Source organism: Kitasatospora sp. NBC_01287 (assembly GCF_026340565.1).
Lineage (GTDB): Bacteria > Actinomycetota > Actinomycetes > Streptomycetales > Streptomycetaceae > Kitasatospora.
In genome coordinates this window covers 7,786,176-7,805,465 of sequence record NZ_JAPEPB010000001.1, presented here as the reverse complement: position 1 = coordinate 7,805,465, position 19,290 = coordinate 7,786,176, and the positions used below count along the sequence as shown (strand labels likewise).

At 76.4% G+C, this 19,290-nt stretch carries 11 protein-coding genes; 8 read left to right on the top strand and 3 right to left on the bottom strand.

Annotation, left to right across the window (positions count from 1 at the left end; genetic code table 11):
• The first annotated feature begins 92 nt into the window (after positions 1-92).
• From OG455_RS33385 to OG455_RS33355, 7 genes are all read left to right on the top strand, one after another.
• Positions 93-2,195: a hypothetical protein gene (locus tag OG455_RS33385; protein WP_266300019.1), complete on the top strand. Its 2,103-nt coding sequence runs from the start codon at positions 93-95 to the stop codon at positions 2,193-2,195.
• Positions 2,196-2,216: 21 nt separating this feature from the next.
• The gene (locus OG455_RS33380; protein WP_266300018.1) at positions 2,217-3,761 is read left to right on the top strand and encodes an ABC transporter substrate-binding protein; all 1,545 of its coding nucleotides are present in this window, start codon (positions 2,217-2,219) and stop codon (positions 3,759-3,761) included.
• Positions 3,762-4,036: 275 nt separating this feature from the next.
• Positions 4,037-4,984, top strand: a complete 948-nt coding sequence (locus tag OG455_RS33375) for an AIR synthase-related protein (protein WP_266300017.1) — start codon at positions 4,037-4,039, stop codon at positions 4,982-4,984.
• A 170-nt stretch (positions 4,985-5,154) separates the two neighbouring features.
• Positions 5,155-6,168, top strand: coding sequence for an AfsA-related hotdog domain-containing protein (locus tag OG455_RS33370; RefSeq protein WP_266300016.1), 1,014 nt, complete (start codon positions 5,155-5,157; stop codon positions 6,166-6,168).
• A gap of 12 nt (positions 6,169-6,180) precedes the next feature.
• Positions 6,181-9,111: an AfsR/SARP family transcriptional regulator gene (locus OG455_RS33365; protein WP_266300015.1), complete on the top strand. Its 2,931-nt coding sequence runs from the start codon at positions 6,181-6,183 to the stop codon at positions 9,109-9,111.
• A gap of 101 nt (positions 9,112-9,212) precedes the next feature.
• Positions 9,213-11,456: a LuxR C-terminal-related transcriptional regulator gene (locus OG455_RS33360; protein WP_266300014.1), complete on the top strand. Its 2,244-nt coding sequence runs from the start codon at positions 9,213-9,215 to the stop codon at positions 11,454-11,456.
• Positions 11,456-13,270: an AMP-binding protein gene (locus OG455_RS33355; RefSeq protein WP_266300013.1), complete on the top strand. Its 1,815-nt coding sequence runs from the start codon at positions 11,456-11,458 to the stop codon at positions 13,268-13,270. Before OG455_RS33360 ends, OG455_RS33355 begins: the two co-directional genes overlap by 1 nt.
• A gap of 112 nt (positions 13,271-13,382) precedes the next feature.
• On the opposite strand, the gene OG455_RS33350 is transcribed toward OG455_RS33355, so the two are convergent.
• Together OG455_RS33350 and OG455_RS33345 are read right to left on the bottom strand one after the other, a co-directional pair.
• Positions 13,383-14,333 (bottom strand): polyprenyl synthetase family protein, encoded by a 951-nt coding sequence (locus OG455_RS33350; RefSeq protein ID WP_266300012.1) that lies wholly within the window; start codon positions 14,331-14,333, stop codon positions 13,383-13,385.
• A gap of 277 nt (positions 14,334-14,610) precedes the next feature.
• Positions 14,611-17,331 carry a LuxR family transcriptional regulator gene (locus tag OG455_RS33345; protein WP_266300011.1) on the bottom strand — a complete coding sequence of 907 codons (2,721 nt, stop codon included), beginning with the start codon at positions 17,329-17,331 and terminating at the stop codon, positions 14,611-14,613.
• A 659-nt stretch (positions 17,332-17,990) separates the two neighbouring features.
• Here OG455_RS33345 and OG455_RS33340 point away from each other — a divergent pair.
• A complete protein-coding gene (locus OG455_RS33340) occupies positions 17,991-18,728 on the top strand; it encodes a 4'-phosphopantetheinyl transferase (RefSeq protein WP_266300010.1) in 738 nt (245 codons plus the stop codon).
• 55 nt (positions 18,729-18,783) lie between these two features.
• On the opposite strand, the gene OG455_RS33335 is transcribed toward OG455_RS33340, so the two are convergent.
• Complete coding sequence (locus tag OG455_RS33335) at positions 18,784-19,215, bottom strand: hypothetical protein (protein WP_266300009.1); 432 nt, start codon at positions 19,213-19,215, stop codon at positions 18,784-18,786.
• Positions 19,216-19,290 lie beyond the last annotated feature (75 nt).

The following is a 19,290-nucleotide window of genomic DNA, read 5'->3' as shown; positions in this document are numbered from 1 at the left end:
CGCGCGAACGACATTCCGTGGCACCATGAATCCCCGCGGCCGCGCGCCGCATCTCACGTCCCGCACCGCGGACTTGGAGGGGGCTCGGCGAGTTGCCCGACACACCGTTACGCCGCCCGTTGGGGATCGAGGGCATCGAGGACCTGGTCCGGGACTGCTGGATACGCGCCGGGGATCCGGGCGGGCGGCGGCCGGACCGGGAGCTGCCGATCGTGGTGCTGCTGGGGCGGCACGGCAGCGGGAAGACCGCGGTGCTGCGCTACCTGGGGCAGCGGGCGGCCACCGCCCCGCACGCCGGGCACGACTTCGCGGCCGGGGCGCTGCGCCCCCACGAGGTGGTGGCGCGTCTGGCGTTCCGGCTCGCGCTCACCTCCCGCCGGCTGCACTTCCCGCGGCTGACCCACGGGCTGATCGCCGTCGACCCGGAGCTGCGCCTGGACGTGACCAGTCCCGATCTGGCCAGGCGCCGGCTGGAGAAGCGGATGCGCGAGGCGCGGCAGCTCAGTTCGGGGCTGCTGACCGACGCGCTCTCGGAGGGCGTCGGGCTGCTCAACGACCTGGGTGTCATCCCGCTGCCGGGGGCCGGACTGATGGCGGCGGTGCTCTTCCGCGGCCTGGGCCCGCGCCTGCTCGGCTCGGTGGCCCGCTCCGGCATGGACTGGTACGGCCAGGGCCGCGGGGCCGAGCCGCTGGACGCGCTGGTCGCGCTCAACGAGCGGGGCCGCAGCGAGGATCCGGGTGACCAGGAGCAGGTGGACCGGCTGCTCTGCACCGCCTTCCTGGCCGACCTGCGGGCCGCCTACCGGCGGCGCGGCGCACCGGGCCGGGACCGCAACTGCCTGGTGGTGCTGGACAACATCGACCACGGCGGCGGCACCCGGTTCCTGGGCCTGCTGCTGGAGGTGCGCCAGGCGCTGGCCCGGCACGAGGACGGCGACGGCGGCGGCGGGGACCCGCTGCTCACGGTGGCCAGCGCCTCGACCGCGCGCGCCGTGCCGGGGCCCTTCGACCCCGGGCCCGCCGGGCTGCGGATCCGCGCGCCGCGCCAGGCCTCCTACGCCGACTGGCGGGCCGGCGTCCCGCAGTCGCCGGCCGACTCCTCCTGGGCCTGGTACGCGCTGCAGCTGCCGGACCTGACGGCCGGTCAGGTCTCCAGGCTGGCCGAGGGGGTCGCCCCCAGGCTGCCCGAGGCGACGCCGCTGGTGCACCGGCTGACCTACGGCCACCCGTGGAGCGTGCTGCGGATGCAGCAGGCCGCCGCCCGGATGATCGACCGGCCGGACGCGGACATCCGGCTGCGCGGCATCCTCGACTCCGGACCGCTCGCCCAGGACCTGGCCGACGCGCCGCCCGAGGCAGCCAGGCTGACGCTGCGTCAGCAGGCGATGCACTACCTGCTCCAGGGCATGGCACCGGAGCTGCTGGCCGGCCTGGTCAGCTGCGCGGCCGCCCGGGACCTGGAGTCGGCGGTCAACTCCCCGCTGCTGGCCGACTTCTCGCCGCAGATCAGGGAGACGCTGCTGGAGGAGACGGCGCAGCGGCTCTGGCTGGTCGCCCCGCTCACCGAGGACGCCGGCACCCGGGGCGGCCGCGGCTCGCGCTACCTGCCCACCACTGGCCGCACCGCACACCCGCACCCGCTGCCCGACTCGCTGGTGCTGCAGCCCTGGCTCTGGCTGCTCCTGCTGCGCGAGTTGGCCGCCCGCCCGGCCGACGGCCCGTACCCGGACTGGAGAGCGGCCCACCAGCGGCTGCACGCCTGGCACGCGGCTCGCGAGGGCCACCTGCTCGACGCCCACTACCACCGGCTGGCGCTCGGCGAACTGGAGGAGGTGATCGCCCACTTGGAGGAGCGGCTGCACGTACTGCCCACCGAGGCCTGGCTCTACGAGCTGTACGCGATCACCGCGGCGCCGCAGCGCGAACCGGTGGACACCTCGATGCCCGCCTCGGCCCGGGCCGACCGGCTGGCCCGCGAGCTGGCCCCCGCCGCCTTCCGCCACCACCGGGCGCTGGCGCTGCTGGTCACCGCGCTCTGGCTGGCGGTCGATCCGCGCAACCGGCTGCCCAACGCACGCCCCGAGCTCAACTTCACCATCAGCGCCTCGTTCCGGGATCTGGCCTGGCACACCGACGACGCGAACAGCGCCGTGCTGCGCTCCGAGGCCGCCCGCTACGAGCTCCAGCCGGTCTGAGCCGCCAGGAGGTCCACCGCGATGCCCCCGTTCTCCCCCACCGGCCCCGCCGACCGCGACCGCGACCCCGAGCCCTGGGACCCGCCGCGCCCCTGGTGGCGCGGCCGACTCGGGCTCGCCGCACTGGTGGTGGTGCTCGCGCTGCTCGGCTCGGGCCTGTACGCGCTGCTCCAGCCGCCCGGCACCGGCTGCGCGAGCGGGGTGGCCCGGCGCGGCGCCGACCACACCTGTGTGGGCCTGACCGACGGCTCCTTCGTCTTCACCCCCGACCTGGCGCAGGTCTCCGCCCTGGTGCGGGCCGAGGACCAGCAGGTGCTGGCGGCCGCGGCCAGGCCCGGCGGCGCGCCCTGGGTCAGCGTGGTCTACCTGCTGCCGATGGTCCCCGGCGAGGGCGGCACCAGCACGGCCGACTCGATCCGGCACGAGCTGGAGGGCGCCTTCACCGCCGTCTGGGCGGCCAACCACACCCACTCCTACGGTGATTCCCCGCAGATCCGGCTGCTGCTGGCGAACAGCGGCGGCAGCGACCCGCAGCGCACCTACGCCCTGGGGCAGATCGAGGCGCAGCGAAGCGCCCAGCACATCGTGGCGGTCGCCGGCCTGGGCACCAGCACCGCCGCGACCCGGGCCTCGATCCTGCGGCTGACCCAGGAGGACATCGCCGCCTTCGGCTCGGTGATCACCGCCGACGACCTGGCCGACATCCCGGGACTGGTCCGGGTCGCGCCGCCGAACGCCGACGAGGCGGCCGCCGCCGCGGCCTACCTGGCCAAGGACCACCCGGGCGCCAAGGTGCTGCTGGTCGAGGACCGCAAGGCCGGCGACCTCTACAGCAGCAGCCTGGCCGACCAGTTCCGCGGCAGCTACCCGGCCGGGCAGCTGGTCCAGCAGCCGATGGAGTACGACTCCTCCAAGTCCGACGTCTCGACCTACTTCACCAAGCAGATGGCCAACGTCTGCCTGGACGACCCGGACGTGGTCTTCTTCGCCGGGCGGGGCGTGGACCTGCCGCGCTTCCTGGCCCCGCTCTCCCAGCGGTTCTGCGCGCAGAAGACGCTGACCGTGATCAGCGGCGACGACGCCTCGCAGGTCGAGCAGTCGGCGGGCATCGACGAGGTCAAGAGCGCGCTGCGGCTGGGCAACATCAAGCTGCTCTACACCGGTCTGGCCCACCCGGACGCCTGGACGCTGCGACCGCAGTCGTACTCCCCCACCGCGATCGCGCCGTTCCAGAGCGGCGGCGAGTTCACCACCGCGTTCCCGCACGAGTCGCTGGCCGACGGGCAGGCGATCATGGGGCACGACGCGGTGCTCACCGCCGTCTCGGCGATCCGGGCCGCGGCCTCCGGCGGCAGCGACCAGGTGAGCGGTCAGGACGTGGTGCAGATGCTCACCACGCTCTACGGCGCGGGAGCGGTGCCCGGTGCCAGCGGGCTGATCTCGCTGGACTCGCACGGCAATCCGGTGAACAAGGCGATCCCGATCGTCGAGCTGAGCCCGGACGGCCAGGTCCGCACGGTCGCGGTCTCCTCGCGCACCGGCAACCCCCCGGACGGGCACCCGTAGCCGCCGGGCGGCCACGGGCGGCAGCGAGCCGGCGGGCGCATCGCGCCTGGCCGGCCGCACCCTTAGCGCCCCCACCGGGCCCGGCGGCGGCCCCTACCGGCCCGCCGCCCACGCCCTAGCAACGGCGTGCCGCCGCCCCTGAAGGCGGCCCGGCCCGAAGCGGGCGGCCCTCGGGCGCGGCAGGATGCTCACTGTTCCACCCTCGGGCCGCGCTGCTGTGACGCCGAGGCCTGCACGTGCTTGGGCCCCGGTCGGGACCCGGAGAGGAGCCCGCCGTGCGGCAGGTGGCTCTCGGCTCGGCGGCGCCGGCGCTGGTGCGAGCCGCGCTGGACGGGGTCGGACCCGCCTCCGACGACCTGACGATCGGTCAACTCGACGTCCGCACCGGTGTCTTCGTGGTCGATCCGCCGTTCTTCGGCAACGGCGACGTGGGCCGCGCGGCCGTCTGCGGCGTGGTCAACGAACTCGCGGCGGCGGGCGCCGAACCGCGCCGGCTGGCGCTGGGCGTCATCGTGGAGGCCGGGCTCCCGGTGCGGCTGCTGCAGCGGCTGGTCCGCTCGATCCGGGAGGCCGCGCGGGAGGCGGGCGTGGCGATCGCCGCGGTGGACACCAAGGTGGTCCGGGCCGGCGAGGCCGACCAGGTCTTCGTCACCGCCACCGCCTTCGGCGTCCACCGCCGCCCGGCCGCACTGCCCGCCGCACTGCGGCCCGGCGACCGGATCCTGGTCACCGGCGCGCTCGGCGACCACGCGGCCCACCTGCTGACGCTGCGTGGCGCGCCGGGCCTGGAGCAGTACGTGGACAGCGACTGCGCCCCGCTGGCGGGCCTGGTCACCGGGGTCAGGCCGCAGTTGCGGTACGCGGCGGCGATCGGCGGCGGCGGGCTGGCGGCGACGCTGGACAACTGCTCGCGGGCCCGGGGGCTGACCCTGCGGATCACCCGGTCGGCGCTGCCGGTCCGGCACCAGACCCGGGTCGCGCTCGGACTCCAGGGCCTGGACCCGTTGCACGCCGGCTGCGCGGGCAGCCTCTGCCTCTTCGTGCCGCCGGACCACGGCGCCGCCGTGCTGCGGCGACTGCGGGCCCACCCCTACGGCCGGCTCGCCTGCGACATCGGCGAGGTGACCGGCCGTCCGCTGCCCGCCGTGGAGGTGGTCGGCCCCGACGGCACGGCGCACCCGCTGGCGCCGGCGCGGCCGCCGGAACAGGTGCGGCTGCTCTAGGAGCTGTCCGGCCCCGGCAGGTGCCGGATCGGACACGGAGCACGCAGATCGTTCGGACACTGTGAGTACACAAGCCAAGCGCACAAGTTGCCACGCAGCTAGTTGCCTCCGTGATCGGCTGGCTGCCCGTCCACCGCCCCGCCCACCATGGACCCGGACAAGGAGATGCCATGACAGTGCACAGCGAGACCACGCCGGTCCGGCAGCCCCAGGACGAGGAAGGCGCGCGGCATCTGATCCACTGTCCGTCCTCGTGGGAGCACTACCTCCTGGACGCGCCGAGCCTGGGCGAGGAGCACTTCGTGCTGGTCGGCGACCTGCCGGTGCGGCACCCCTTGTTCAACGACGGCCCCGGCCACTTCCACGACGCGCAGCTCGCCACCGAGGCCGTCACCGAGATCGGCGCCTTCGTCGGCCACCGCTACTTCGGGGTCCCCGAGGACCGCACCGGCCTGTTCCACCGCTTCACCCTGCAGCTGACCGAACTCTCCGCCTGGCGGGCCGACTCCGGCGCGAGCGGCGGCTTCCGCGACGGCGTGCCGCGGATCGCCACCGAGATCACCGCCATACCGACGAACATCATGAACGAGGTGCCACGCTGCCTGGAGCTGCGCCTGGAGATCCGGATCGACGACATCCTGTGCGGGCGCGGCTCGGCCGGGCTGATCTTCCTGATGCCCAAGCTCTACCGCAAGCACCTGGCCACCAGCCGCCGGGTGCTGCGCGAGGCCCCCGAGCTCGCCGACCTGCCGGAGGGCCGGCCGCGACCGGCCCGGCCGATCGAGGTGGGCCGCAGCCGACCGGAGAACGTGGTGGTCAGCGAGCCGGCGGCGGACGCCCGCGGCCGGCTCAGCACCTGGCTGCTGACCGAGGGGGTCAGCCCCGTGGTGGCCGGCCTGCAGGGTGAGTTGACCGGGCTGCACCTGCTGGAGGCGCTGCGCCAGACGGCCGTGCTCGCCGCCGGGCGCACCGCCGGGCTCGACCCGGCCCGCTGCACGCTGGCCGCCTCCGAGGTCGACTTCCGCGCGCAGGCCGCCCTCGACCTGCCGCTGCGCTGCCTGGCGGTACCCGGCCCGCGGACCCACGACGGGCACGGCCGCCCGGCCGTCCCGGTCACCCTCACGGTGACCCAGCACCGGCGCGCCGTGGCCGAGGCTCGGCTCACCGTCGTTCAGGACCTCTGAGCGAGGCCCGTGATGCGGTTCCGGATCCTCGGCCCGCTGGAGCTGCTGGCCGCCCCTGGGGCCGAGCCGGTGGTGCCCAGCGCCACGAAGCTGCGGGTGGTGCTCGGCACCCTGCTCATCCGCGCCAACCAGGTCGTCTCGGCGGAGGACCTGATCGACGAGCTGTGGCCCCTCGCGCCGCCGCGCACCGCCACCACCACGCTGCAGGTGTACGTCTCGCAGTTGCGCAAACTGCTGCACACCGTCGACCCGGTGGCCGGACGCGACCTGCTGGAGACCCGGGCCCCCGGCTACTCGCTGCGCGCGAGCACCGACACGCTGGACGCGCTGCGCTTCGAGCAGCTCCTGATGGCGGGTCAGCAGGCTTCTGCCGTAGGTGATTTCACGCTGGCCGCCGAGCTGTGCGGGCAGGCCGCCGGGCTCTGGCGCGGACCGCTGCTGGCCGACCTGCCGCCCGGCCTGCTGCTGGAGAGGGCGGCCGGACGGCTGGCGGAGCTGCGGGCCACCGCGCTCGACGAGCGGGTCCGCGCCGAACTGCGGCTGGGCCGGCACCGGGACCTGATCGCGGAGCTGCAGTCACTGGTGGCAGAGCACCCGCTGCGCGAGGAGTTCCACGGCCACCTGATGACCGCCTACTACCGCGCGGGACGGCAGGCCGAGGCGCTGCGCGTCTTCGCGCGGCTACGGGCCGCGCTGGTCGCCGAGCTGGGCGTGGAGCCGGGCCCCGGGCTGCGCGAGCTGCACCTGCGGATGCTGCGCGGGGACGCGGCGCTGCTGCGGCCGGACGAGGCGGCCGACGGGGCCGCCGGAGCCAACGGGGCTTCTGGTGCGGCGGGGGCTGCGGGGGCTCGGGCCGACCGGGCCGGATCGGCCACTGGTGGGACGACCAGCGGCGGGACGGCCAGTGGCGGGTCCGCCGGGAGCGGATCCACCGGGAGCGGATCCACCGGGGCGCCCGGGCGGGCACCGCTGGGCACCCGGCTGCCGCCCGCAGATCCGCTCTTCACCGGGCGCGGCGCCGAACTCGCCGAGCTGGAGCAGCTGCTGCGCCCGGTCGGGGGCGGCGGGGCCGCGGTGGCGCTGTGCGGGCAGGCCGGGGCCGGCAAGACCGCGCTCGCGGTGGCCGCGGCGCACCGGCTCGCGGACGTGTTCCCGGACGGGCGACTGCTGCTGGAACTGCCGCCGGGTGGCGGCGCGGCGGCCGCGGGCAGTGGGGCCGCTGGGGCCGCTGGGGCCGCTGGGGCCGCTGGGGCGACGACGACGGCTGAGCAACAGAGCGAGCTGGCCGAACTGGCCGAACTGGCAGGCAGGTTGGTCGGCCTGCGGGCACTGCTGATCGTGGACGGGGCGGAGCGCGTGGAGCAGATCCGGCGCCTGCTGCCGGTCCCGCCGGGCTGTGCCGTGCTGGTCACCGGGCGGCGGCGGCTCACCGGGCTGGCCGGTCTGCGCAGCCTGACACTCGGCGGCTTCACCCCGGCCGAGTCCCAGCGCCTGCTGACCGGCGCCTCGGACGGCGGCACCGGCGTCGAAGGTCTGGCCGGCGGAGGGCTGGCCGGCGGAGGGCTGGCCGGCGGCACGAGCGGCGGAGGCGGGGACGGCGGGGGCCACGACGGGTCGGTGGCGGACACCACCGGGCCCGCCACCGCCGAACTCGGCGAGCTCTGCGGGCAACTCCCGCTCGCCGTGCGGATCGTGGCCGAGCTGCTGAGCGCCCGTCCGCACTGGAGCCCGCAGTGGCTGGCCCGGCAGCTGCGCCCGGAGTCGGAGCGGCTCGACTGGCTGCGGATCGGCGATCTCGACCTGCGGCAGCGACTGCTGACGGCTGATCAGCCACTCGGGACAGCCGAGCGCAGGGCCCTGGCCCTGCTCGGTCTGCTGCCGCCGGGCGAGTTCGTCCTGCCGATCGCCACCGCGCTGCTGGAGCTGGACCGTCCGGCGACGCTGCGGATGCTGGAGGAGCTGGTCGGCGCGAGCCTGCTGGAGGCGTACCGGACACCGGCCGGGGTGGCCTACCGGCTGCCCGAGCTGCTGCGGCTCATCGCCGGGGAGCGGCTGGGCGAGCTGCTGACGGCCGATGAGCGGCGCGCCGCCATCGAGCGGATGTGCGGGGCCTTCGCGACGGCCGCCGAGGCACCGGCCGCCGGGCCGCTGCCCGTGGGCACGGCTTCGACCACGGGCAGCGGCCCGGCGGCCGCGTCCCCGTCCTGGCGGGCGGCGCTGGTCCGGGTCACCAGGACCGCGCACGAGCACGGGCTGTGGGAGCTGACCGTGCGGCTCGCCGACGCGCTCGCCCCCCGTCTGGAGCGGGCGGCCGCCTGGGCGGACTGGGCAGCCACCCACACCCAGGCCCTGGACGCCGCCGAGCACCTCGCCGACCTGCCCGCCCAGGCACGGTTGCTGCGCTCGCTCGGCGACCTCGCGTGGCAGCGCTGCCGGACGGCGGACGCCCGCGCGTACTACCAGCGCGCCCAGGCGGCGGCCCAGGCGGCCGACGAGCCCGAGGAGTACGCCCTCGCCCTGGTCGGGCTGGCCCAACTGCGGCTGGACGAAGGCGCGCTGGCAGCCGCCAGGGAGCTGCTCGCGCCCGCGCTGGCCGCTGTCGGCGGCCCGGCCCATGGACGCGGCCGCTTCGAGGCGAACCGGGCCCTGGCGCTGCTGGCCCTGGCCGGTGGCGCGCCGGCCGCCGCCGCGGGCCACTTCGCCGAGTGCCTCGATCTGGCCGGCACCCTGCGCGACCGGCGCCTGGAGGCCTACGCGAAGCGCTCGCTGCGCGCCCTGAGCAGCGGGGCCGGCCCCCCGGGCGTCGAACTCCGGCCGGGCGTCTGGCGCCTGGGACCACCGGTGGCCCGGGCCTCGCCGCAGCCGCCCGCCGCACCCTGGCAGCCACGCGACGACCAGGCGCGCGACGACCAGGCGCTCAGCGCACCCGAGCCCGTGCGCTGAACCGGTGCGCCGAGCCGGGGCGCTGAACCGGGCCGCTGAACCGGGCCGCCGGGCCGCTCGGCGGGAGCAGGACCACCATCGACACCAGCAGGGGGAGCGACATGTCCGTCACACCGCAGCAGGGCCAGGCGCCGCCGAGCGGCGGCGAGCTGGTCGGACGGGCCCTGGAGCTGCTCCAGCTCGCGGCCCGGCTGCAGGATCCGACGGTCCGGCTGCTCACCCTGACCGGACCGGCCGGGGTCGGCAAGAGCCGGCTGGCCGCCCAGGTGCTGCCCCGGGTCGCGGACGCCTTCGAGCGGGTCCGGTGGATCGGGCCGGCGGCCGGCGCGCCGCTGCTCGACGCCCCGGCGGTGGCCGAACTGCGCGCCGTCACCGGTCGCGGCCTGCTGGTGCTCGACGGCTGCGACCACGAGGCCAGGCCCGCCGCCGAGGAGCTCGCGCGGCTGCTGGCGGAGCTGCCCGGCACGGTGGTGCTGGCCACCTGCCTGGAGCCGCTGCGGGTGTACGGGGAGCGGCTGCAGCCGGTGCGGCCGCTGCCGGTGCCGGAGCCCGGCGAGGGCGATCCGCAGGCACTGCGGGCCGTGCCCTCGGTCGAGCTGTTCGTGCGGCGGGCGCGGGACGCGGCGCCCGGCTTCGACCTGACGGCGGAGAACGCCGCCGCCGTCGGGCAGGTCTGCGCCCGGCTCGGCGGACTGCCGCTGGCCCTGGAGCTGGCCGCCGAGCGGCTGCGGCTCTTCCCGGTGCACCTGCTGGCGGCCCGGCTGCGCGAGCGCACCACGGGTCTGGCCGGCGGTCCGGCCACCGCACCCGAACGGCACCGCTCGCTGGCCGCGCTGGCCGCCTGGAGCTGCCACGGGCTGCCCGCCGAGGCCCGGACCCTGCTGGACGAGGCCGCCGTCCACCAGGGCGGCTTCGGGATCGCCGCGGTGGGCCGCAGCGGGGAGGGCGCGCTGGAGGCGCTGATCGACCGGAACCTGGTGGACGTCACCGAACAGGAGCAGGGCGAGCCGCGGTTCACCGTGCCGGAGCCGGTCCGCTCCCACCTGCTGGACGAGTCGGCCGCGAGCGGCCGGCTGGACGCGGTGCGCGACGCGCACGCCGAGCGCTACCGCAAGCTGCTCGCCGGCACGGAGCCGCGCCTGTCCGGCACCGAACAGGCGCACTGGCTGCGGACGCTGGCCGGCGAGAGCGCCAACACCGAGGCGGCGCTGCGCCGCCTGGAGGAGCGCGGCGAACGGGAGGCGGCGGCCGGGCTGCTGCTCGCCTGCCGGTTGCCCTGGCTGGTGCAGGGCCGGCTGCGCGAGGGGCTGGAGTGGTGCGACCGGCTCACCGCCGAGGACGGCCCGGCGCCCGCGACCGCGCTGCGGGTGCGACTGGTCGACCTGGCGGGCTGCTTCGCCACCGCACTGGGCGAGCCGGCCGACGCGGTGGCCCGCCACCGCCGGGCACTGGCACTCGGCAAGGAGCTGGGCGACCGGCGGCAGGCCGCGATCGGCTCGGCGCACCTGGGCGAGGCGCTGCTGGCGGCCGGCGATCTGCCGGGCGCGCAGAGCGTGCTGGTGACGGCGCTGGCCACCCTGGAGTCGGTGGGCGCTGCGGCCCCGGCGGCCGAGGCGGCCACCGCGCTGGCCCGGGTGCTGCGGGCGCAGGGCGAGCGGCGCAAGGCGCGCGAGCTGCTGGACCGGGCCGAGGAGAGCTGCCGGCGGCGGCGCGACAGCCGGGGCCTGGCCCAGGCGCTGCGCGAGGCGGCGGCCTTCGCCGTCGAGGAGGGCGAGCCGCTGGTGGCCGACCGGGCGCTGCGCGAGTGCCTGCGGCTGGCCGAGGCGACCGGAGAGCGCGGTGAACTGCCGGTGCTGCTGGAGGAGTTCGTCCTCAATCTGGGACGGCTGCGACTGGAGCAGCAGCCCCGGGCGGTGCGCCTGCTGACCGCCGCGCAGGCACTGCGCTCGGCGCTCGGCGCTCGGCTCGGCGAGCCGCGCGCGACGGCGCTGGCGGAGCTGCGCAGCGGCCTGGAGACCCGGCTGACCTGGCACGCCTTCGCCACCGCGCGCGCCGAGGGGCGGCGGCTGACCCCGGCGGGCGCGGTCACCGAGGCGCTCTCGACGCCCGTCCCGACCCTGGAGGCGAGCGGCGCGGACTCCCCCGCCGAGATCGAGACCCCCGCTTTGACGCCACGTCAGATCCAGGTCGCGATGCTGATCGCCGAGGGATTGACGAACCGTCAGATCGCGGCCCGACTGGAGATCTCGGAGTGGACCGTGGTCAACCACGTGCGCCAGGTGATGCGCCGGCTGAACTGCACCTCGCGGGTGCAGGTGGCCTGGTCCGCGGGGCGGTGGACCTGATGGCGCCGACCGGACCGGCCACGCCCACCACGCCCACCGCACCCACCACGGCGGCCACACCCGACACGCCCACCGCAGCCACCGCACCGGCCGCCGCCCTGGCCGCGCTGCGGGTGCCCGCGCCGGTGGCGGACCGGTTCCGGGCCGCCGGCTGGTGGCGTGACGAGACCTTCCTGCACGACCTCTACCGCACCGCCGCGCTCGACCCCGGCCGCCCCGCGATCGTCGCGGACCGCTCGCAGCGCCCCGAGGCGCGCCGCCGGATCACCCTGAGCTACGCCCAACTCGCGATCCACGTCGACCGGTTCGCCGCCGCGCTGGCCTCCCTGGGGATCACCGCGGGCGACCCGGTCGCCTATCAGCTGCCCAACTGGTGGGAGGCCGCGGCGCTCACCCTGGCCTGCCTGCGACTGGGTGCGCTGGCCGTGCCGGTGCTGCCCACGGTCCGCACCCACGGCCTCAACCGGATCCTGAGCGCCAGTCAGGCCAGGATCTGCGTGGTGCCGGACGTCTGGGACGGCTTCGGGCACGCCGAGGCGCTGGCGGGGCTGGCTCCGGGCCTGCCCTGGCTGCGGCACCGGGTGGTGCTCGGCGAGGCGGAGGCCACCGGGGCGGTGGATTTCGAACGCTACTTCCTGCGCACCCCGCACGAGCGCCGCCGCCGGCTGCCCGCGCCGGCGGAGCCGCTCGCAGACCCGCTGGGCGGGCCGGCGGCGGACCCGACCGGTGCCACGGCGGTGCGCGGGGCCGATCCGGCCGACCGCGCCGGACTGCTGGTCACCGTGATGGGCCTGGCCGACTCGTTCAGCTCCGTCCTGCACTCCCCCAACACCCTCTATGCCAACGCGAGCACCCAACTCGACCCGCTGGGGCCCGGGATGCGGCCGGGCGAGGCGTTCTACAGTCCGCTGCCGCTCACCTCGCTCGCCTCGCTGATCTACACCGTGTACTGGCCGCTGGCGGTCGGCGGCACCGGCGTCTACCAGGACGTCTGGGACCCGGCCCGCTGCCTGGAGCTGCTGGCGGCCGCCCGGGTCGACCAGGTCTACGCCGCTCCGGTCTACTGGGCCGAGCTGCTCACCGCCCAGCGCCAGGCGCCGACCGCGCTCGACTCGCTACGGCTGATCCTCTGCGGCGGACGGACCAGCACGCCGCCCGAGCTGCCGGGTGAGCTGGCCGAGGCCTTCGGGGTGCCGGTGCGCACCGTCTGGGGCGCGCCCGAACTGGGCCTGGGCACGCTGGCCGACCCCACCGGCGACGGCGGCGCGCTGCTGCCGGCCGGCCTGGAGCTGGCCCTCGACGGCGAACCGGCGCGGCTGCTGGCCCGCGGCCCGCAACTCTGCCTGGCCCGCTGGCCGCACGGTGACCCGGCCCCCGAGCCGACCTGGGAGCGGGCCGACGGCTGGCTCGACACCGGCGACAGCGCCGCGGCCGACGGGCACGGCGGGCTGCGGGTGGTGGCACACGCCGGTGAGCGGACCGGCAGCATCTTCATGGTCCCGGTCGCCGAGGTGGAGGCCGGCCTGCTGGCCCACCCACTGGTCCAGGAGGCCGCCGTGGTCTCGTACACCGACGGCGAGTACGGCGAGCTGCCCTGCGCCGTGGTGGTCCCGGCCGCCCAGGCCACCCCGCCGGGGCTGGTCGCCCTGCGCGAGCACCTGGCCGCCCTGGGCCTGGCCGAGGCCTTCCGGCCCACCCGCCTCGAACTGGTCGGCTCGCTGCCCCGCGACGCCCACGGCGCCGTCCGCAAGGACGTGCTGCGCGGCTGGCTGGACCGGCTGCGCCCGGGCGTGCCGCGCTCGGCGCCGGCCTGACGGCGAGCCGGGCCACCTGCCACCCGAGGGCCGCCTGTCAACGGCCACCTGCCACCTGCCGGGGCGGGGCGGGGCGGGGCGGGCGGACGCGAGTGGCGGCGAGCGGGCGGTGTCAGTGGCCCTCGGCCACCAGGTGGGCCAGGGCGACGAGCTCGGCGTGGCCGCCGGGGGCCAGCGGGGCGTCGGCGAGGCTCCGCAGCGCGCGGGCGACCAACTCGGCGATCGCCTCCTGGGCCTCGCGGCGGCCCTGGTCACCGAAGACCACCTCGCGCAGGAACTGGGCGTCGGAGTCGTAACCCGGTCCGCCGTCCAGGAAGCCGCGCAGGCGCCAGGCCGCGTGCAGCGCGCCGGCGTACTCCTGGTACGCCGTCACCAGGTCGGGGCGCCCGGCCAGGGCCGCGCCGATCAGCAGCGGGTGGCGCAGCGCGTACCAGCCGGCGCCGCAGCCCGCGGCACAGCCCTCGACGCAGTGCCCGGGCCACGGGTCGCCGAGGTACTCGGTGGCGGCGGCGGCCTCGGCCTGCGCGCCGATGATCCGCTCGGTGCGGAACTCGCCCCACAGCTCGGCGACCGCCGCGGGGAGCTTGCCGGCCAGCCGGTCGCCGAAGGCCGTCGCCAGGTCGCCGACCAGCACCGCGGTGCCCTCGCCGAACCGGCGCGACTCGCCGCGCCAGCCGTTGCGCTCGTGCTCGGCGGCGTGGCTGATGTGCAGCGTGGGCATGCTGCGGCGCAGCACCGCGTTCTCCCGCACGTCCTCGCGGATCACCTGGCAGGTGTCCAGCAGCTCCAGCGCGGCGGCGGCGGTCAGCGCGGCCTCGTCGTGCGGATCGCCGCCGGCCGCCAGGTAGCCGGTCAGGCAGATCACCGGGCGCACCCGGTCGCTCCTGGCCTGCAGCAGCTCGCCCAGCCCGCTGACCAGGGTGGCCGCCTGCGGCTGGGCCATCCTGCGGTGGTGCTCGCGGGTGACCAGCTCGGTCAGCAGGTCGTCGACCCGGCCGAGCATCCCCTCACGCGTCTGGCGCAGGCCCGCGGAGGGCCGGGACTTGGGGCTTGTGGTCATCATGGACCCTCCATCGGTCGGCTCGGCTACGCAACCGACCCTCCCAGGCACTCTGGTTCGGGTCCAGAGCGCCCAGCAGCGCGGGCCCGAACGACCTCGGCGAGCCCCCTTCGACTGCCAGTGGCCTGCCATCGCGGCGGGGGTGCGGCCCGGGGCTTGCTATGCGCTTGTCATAGCAAGCCCCGGGCAGCACCCCGACCGATCCCCGGCCGATCCCCGGCCGATCCCCGGCCGATCCCACCGGCCGATCCCACCGGCCGATCCCGCCGGCCGCGCCGGATCACCGGGCTGGCTGGACAGCTTCCGGCAGACCCAGCTGGAGGTCCATCGGCAGCGCCTGCCGACCGGCGATGTTGAGCTTGCGGTACACCCTGGTGAGGTGCTGCTCGACCGTGCTGACGGTGATGTAGAGCTTGACCGCGATCTCCCGGTTGGTGTGCCCGTGCACCGCGAGCACCGCGACCCGGCGCTCGGAGTCGCTCAGGCTGGCCAGCAGGTCGGGCTGGGCGGCGGGCGGCGGCTCGACCGGAGCGGCCGGCTCCTCGGCGTGGCCGGGCAGGATCCGCTCGCGCAGCGCCTCCGCCCCGCACAGCTGGGCCAGGTGCCAGGCCCTGCGGTTCACCATGGCGGCCCGCCCCGGATCGCCGGTCTCCTTCAGGGCCTGGCCGAAATCGGCCAGCGCGAGTGCCAGCTCGTAGCGGTCGCCGGACTTGTGCAGCTCCTCGATGGCCTTGCCGAGCAGCGCGTGGCGCTCCTTCGGCTCGCGGGTCTGGGCCCGCACCCGCAGGGAGATGCCGCGCACCCAGGGGTCCTTGCCGTCGCAGCCGGCCAGCTGGTCGGCGATGAAGCGCTCGGCCTGGTGGGTCTCGCCCAGGCGCAGCAGGGCCTCGGCGGCGTCGGTGCGCCAGGGCAGCACCCGCGGGCGGTCCAGTCCCCAGCGCTTGAGCTGGCGGCCGACGTCCAGGAAGTCGCCGAGCGCGGCGTGGAAGCGGCTGGTGAGCAGGAAGTAGCGCCCCCGGGCGCGCAGCCGGCCCAGACCGTGCACGCTGCCGCCCAGGTCCTCGGGCACCAGGCGGCTGAGCACGGCGGCGGCCTCCTCGGGGCGACCGATCGCGGTCTGCGCCCTGATCAGGGTGCCGGCGATGCCGCTCAGCAGCATGCTCTCGCTCCACTGAGGCATCGCGGCCAGCACCGAACCCGCGGTCGCCACCGCCCCGCTGAGGTCGCCCATCCGCAACTGGCCCTCGGCCTGCAGCCCGGCCAGCGCGGCGCGCCAGCCCGGGGCGCCGCGCCGCTCGGCCTGCTCGGCGAAGGCGGCGCAGAGCGGCACGGCCTGCTGCGGACCGCCCAGGTGCAGCAGGGTGCGCAGCGCCTGCAGGACCGGCTCGACGGTGCCCTCGGTGAGCGAGGCGCCGCGCAGGAAGAGTTCGGCGCTCTGCGCGATCGCGGCCTCGTCGCCGTGCTCGGGCAGCGCCCAGAGCGCGGCGGGGTCGCAGCGCGGCACGGGGCGGCGGGCCGCGCCCGGTTCGGCGGGCGAAGAAGCGCGGGTGGCGGCCCAGTTGGGGAAGGCGGAGAGTCCGTCCAGCGGGTCGGCGCGGCGCTCCTCACGGCCGCCGGCCCCGCGCCCGGGCCCCGCCTGCGCGGCATCGGCGCTCTCGGCACCGAGTCTGCCGAGCGCCTCGGCGGCTTCCTGGATCCGTCCCTGCGCGACCAGCAGTCGGGCCAGCGGGCCGAGTTGGGTGGCCGGCAGTCGGTCCTCGCGCAGCGCGGCGAGCGGCTGGGCGAGCTGCCGCTCGGCGGCGGCCGGGTCGAGCGGCCAGGCCACCTCGGCCAGCCTGATCCGCAGCGCGGTGCGCTGGGCCGGCTCGGCGTCGGCCTGGTGGGCCAGTTCAAGGCAGGCGGTGGCCCTGGCCGGCTCGCCGTCGGCGAGGAACTGGTCGGCGGCCGCGCGCAGCACCGGCAGCGCCCACTCCTCCTCGCTGTGCCGGGCGGCGAGCAGCTGCTCGGCCACCACCAGCACGGACAGGTCGTGCCGCCGGGCCAACCTGGCTGCCCTCAGGTGGAGTTGCTGGCGCAGCGCGGGCTCCATCCGGTCCAGCACCGCGGCCCGGGCGGCCGGGTGGCGCAGCCGCAGGCCGTCCACCAGGCCGGCCGCGCGCAGCGCGCCGATGCCCTGGCAGACCGCTGCGGTGCTCGTGCCGAGCAGTTCGCCGATCTGATCGGGCTCGCAGGCCCCGTCCAACACGGCCAGGCCTTCGGCGAGTTCGAGCGTGCTGGTACCGCAGCGGTAGAAGCTGGCGAGCACGGCCTGGCTGTAGGGGCCGCCGGCCTCGGTCCCGGGGTCCTGGAGCAGCGCCCGCAGCAGCAGCGGATTGCCACCGCTCGCGCGGTAGAAGCGGTCCGCCTCAGCCTGTCCGTATCCGATCAACAGCTGGCTGACGGCCGCGTGGTCGAGCCTTTCCAGGCGGACCCGGTTGAAATTGGGCTGGCGCAGCAGTTCCGTCCCGAAGAGCGGGTCGTCGCCCCGTTCGTGCAGGGACTCGGCGAGCACCAGGAGCACCGGCATCGCGCGGGTGTGGCGGGCCAGGTGCAGCAGGTAGCGGCCGGACAGCTCGTCGAGTTGGTGGCTGTCGTCGACGCAGATGACCACCGGCGCCTGAGCACTGAGCCGGCCGACCGCGCGGGCGAAGGCGTGCATGGCCTCCACCCCGCCGGGCTGCGCGGCCTGGGCCGGGTCGGGCAGCGCCCCCCGCGGCGCACCGGCCGTCAGCTGGCCGATGACGCCGAGCGGCAGGGCGCGCTCGGCGGCGGTGCCGATGGCGCGCAGCACCAGATGACCGCGCTCGGTGGCGCGAGTACTGACCACTTCGAGCAGTTCGCTCTTGCCGCAACCGACCGCGCCCTCGATGAGGACCAGGCCCGCATTTCCGTCCACGCAGCTGTCGAGCGCGGATTCCAATTGGGCGAGTTTTGACTCACGCTGAACCAGCACCGCTGGCACCCCCGTTGCCGATATTCCCGAGGCGCGGCTATTCGCCGGGCCGCCGCACAGGAATTGCGTAAATGCGCATCAAACTTGATTTCCACCATGAGTCTAGTGGGACTCAAGCGGCCCTCCCGGTGTCCGCAAGTTGCATGGCAGCCACTCCCCGCGCCCGCCCCGCCGCACGCGCCCGGGCACGGGGCCCCGGCAGGCGGCCGGACCAGGGGGCCCGGCAGGGGCACGGGTGGGGGCGCGCGCGGGGAGCGCGGCAGGGCGCGAGGGGAGGAGAGGGGCTGGACGGCGGACCGGGCCGGGCGACGGCACAGCGCGGGCAACCGGCAACCGGCAACCGGCAACGGACCGCGGACCGCGGGCCGCGGGCCGCGCCAAAGGGCGGCAGGCAGCAGGCGGCAGGCGATGTAGCAAGCGGATGACAAGCCCCTCGCGTCCGGCCGCAGTGGACCGGCAGGCCCTCCGGCGCCGCGGCGCAGGGCACCGGCAGGCGGCGGGGCGACGGGGCGGCGGATGGCAGGGAGCCGGGACGAAAGCGGCCGGTGGCGGCACCCGTCCCGCCACCGGCGCCCCGAACGCTGGCCGCCGGTGGGGGCCCTCGGGAAACGTGGCAGTTGCCCGAGAGAACCCGCGGGTGTCCGAACCGGAGAGAGGTGGGGGACCCCATGCTCGCTGACCTGCTGCCCGCGGCCGTCGCCACGGCGGAGGCCCTGGCCGACCCGCCGGAGGTGGTGCTCTACCCCGAGGAGGAGCGGCTGATCCGCTCCTCGGTGGCGAAGCGGCGCGACGAGTTCAGCACGGTGCGCTGGTGCGCGCGCCGCGCGATGGCCCAGCTGGGCCTGCCACCGGCACCGGTCCTGCCTGGTCACCGGGGTGCGCCGCGCTGGGCGCCGGCGGTGGTGGGCAGCCTGACGCACTGCACGGGCTTCCGCGGGGCGGCGCTGGCCCGCGACGAGGACTACGCCTCGCTCGGCATCGACGCCGAGCCGAACGCGCCGCTGCCCGAGGGGATCCTCTCCTCCATCTCGCTGCCGCAGGAGGAGCACTGGGTGCGCCGGCTGCTCGCCGAGCGGCCCGAGGTCTGCTGGGACCGGCTGCTGTTCAGCATGAAGGAGGCCGTCTACAAGACCTGGTTCCCCTACGTGGGCCGTGAGCTGGACTTCGGGGACGCGCTGATCACCACCGATCCGGACAGCGGCCGGTTCCGGGCCGAGATCCTGCTCGGCAGCGGCGAGCGGATGGCGGGCGACCCGCGCGAGTTCTACGGCCGCTGGCTGGCCAGGGACGGCCTGCTGCTCAGCGCGATCGCGCTGCCCGCGATGGCGCCCGCCGGACTCCGGCCCGCACACGGCAGCGCTCCCCGCGGCGTGGCTGCCACGGGGAGCGCGCTGGGCATCCGCTGAGGCCAGGGGTACCGGCCGGTCAGGGAGCGGGTCGGGAAGCGGGTCGGGAAGCGGGTCAGGAAATCGGCCAGCGGTCGTCCGCCGGAGTGACCTGCCCCTGCGGAGGGCTCGCCACCGGCCAGCGGTCATCGGCCTGGGTGACCTGCGGGGCACCGGCCACCGGCCAGCGGTCATCGGCCGGAGTCACCTGCCCCTGCGGAGGGCTCGCCACCGGCCAGCGGTCGTCCGCCAGGGTGACCTGCGGGGCACCGGCCACCGGCCAGCGGTCATCGGCCGGAGTCACCTGCCCCTGCGGAGGGCTCGCCACCGGCCAGCGGTCGTCCGCCAGGGTGACCCCTGCGGCGTGCCCCACCCCGGTCGCGGCCGGAGCCGCGGACCCGGCCGGAGCGGCGGACCCGGCGTGGGTGAGTCCGTCCACCGCCGGGCCGATCGCGACCACGAGAATACCGAGTGCCAGTCCCGCGACCGCGCCGCGGATCTTGCCCATCGAAGTGCCCTCCATGACATCCCCCAATTACTTGCCGTCAGTAGCAGCGGCTGTGACTTCGTCGGTGGGGCCGGA

What these genes read in the sequence shown, in the direction of transcription:
- OG455_RS33380 (WP_266300018.1), top strand. Translation starts at nt 2,217, where the DNA reads ATGCCCCCGTTCTCCCCCACCGGCCCCGCCGACCGCGACCGCGACCCC.
- OG455_RS33370 (WP_266300016.1), top strand. Translation starts at nt 5,155, where the DNA reads ATGACAGTGCACAGCGAGACCACGCCGGTCCGGCAGCCCCAGGACGAG.
- OG455_RS33365 (WP_266300015.1), top strand. Translation starts at nt 6,181, where the DNA reads ATGCGGTTCCGGATCCTCGGCCCGCTGGAGCTGCTGGCCGCCCCTGGG.
- OG455_RS33360 (WP_266300014.1), top strand. Translation starts at nt 9,213, where the DNA reads ATGTCCGTCACACCGCAGCAGGGCCAGGCGCCGCCGAGCGGCGGCGAG.
- OG455_RS33355 (WP_266300013.1), top strand. Translation starts at nt 11,456, where the DNA reads ATGGCGCCGACCGGACCGGCCACGCCCACCACGCCCACCGCACCCACC.
- OG455_RS33350 (WP_266300012.1), bottom strand. Translation starts at nt 14,333, where the DNA reads ATGATGACCACAAGCCCCAAGTCCCGGCCCTCCGCGGGCCTGCGCCAG.
- OG455_RS33340 (WP_266300010.1), top strand. Translation starts at nt 17,991, where the DNA reads ATGCTCGCTGACCTGCTGCCCGCGGCCGTCGCCACGGCGGAGGCCCTG.
- OG455_RS33335 (WP_266300009.1), bottom strand. Translation starts at nt 19,215, where the DNA reads ATGGGCAAGATCCGCGGCGCGGTCGCGGGACTGGCACTCGGTATTCTC.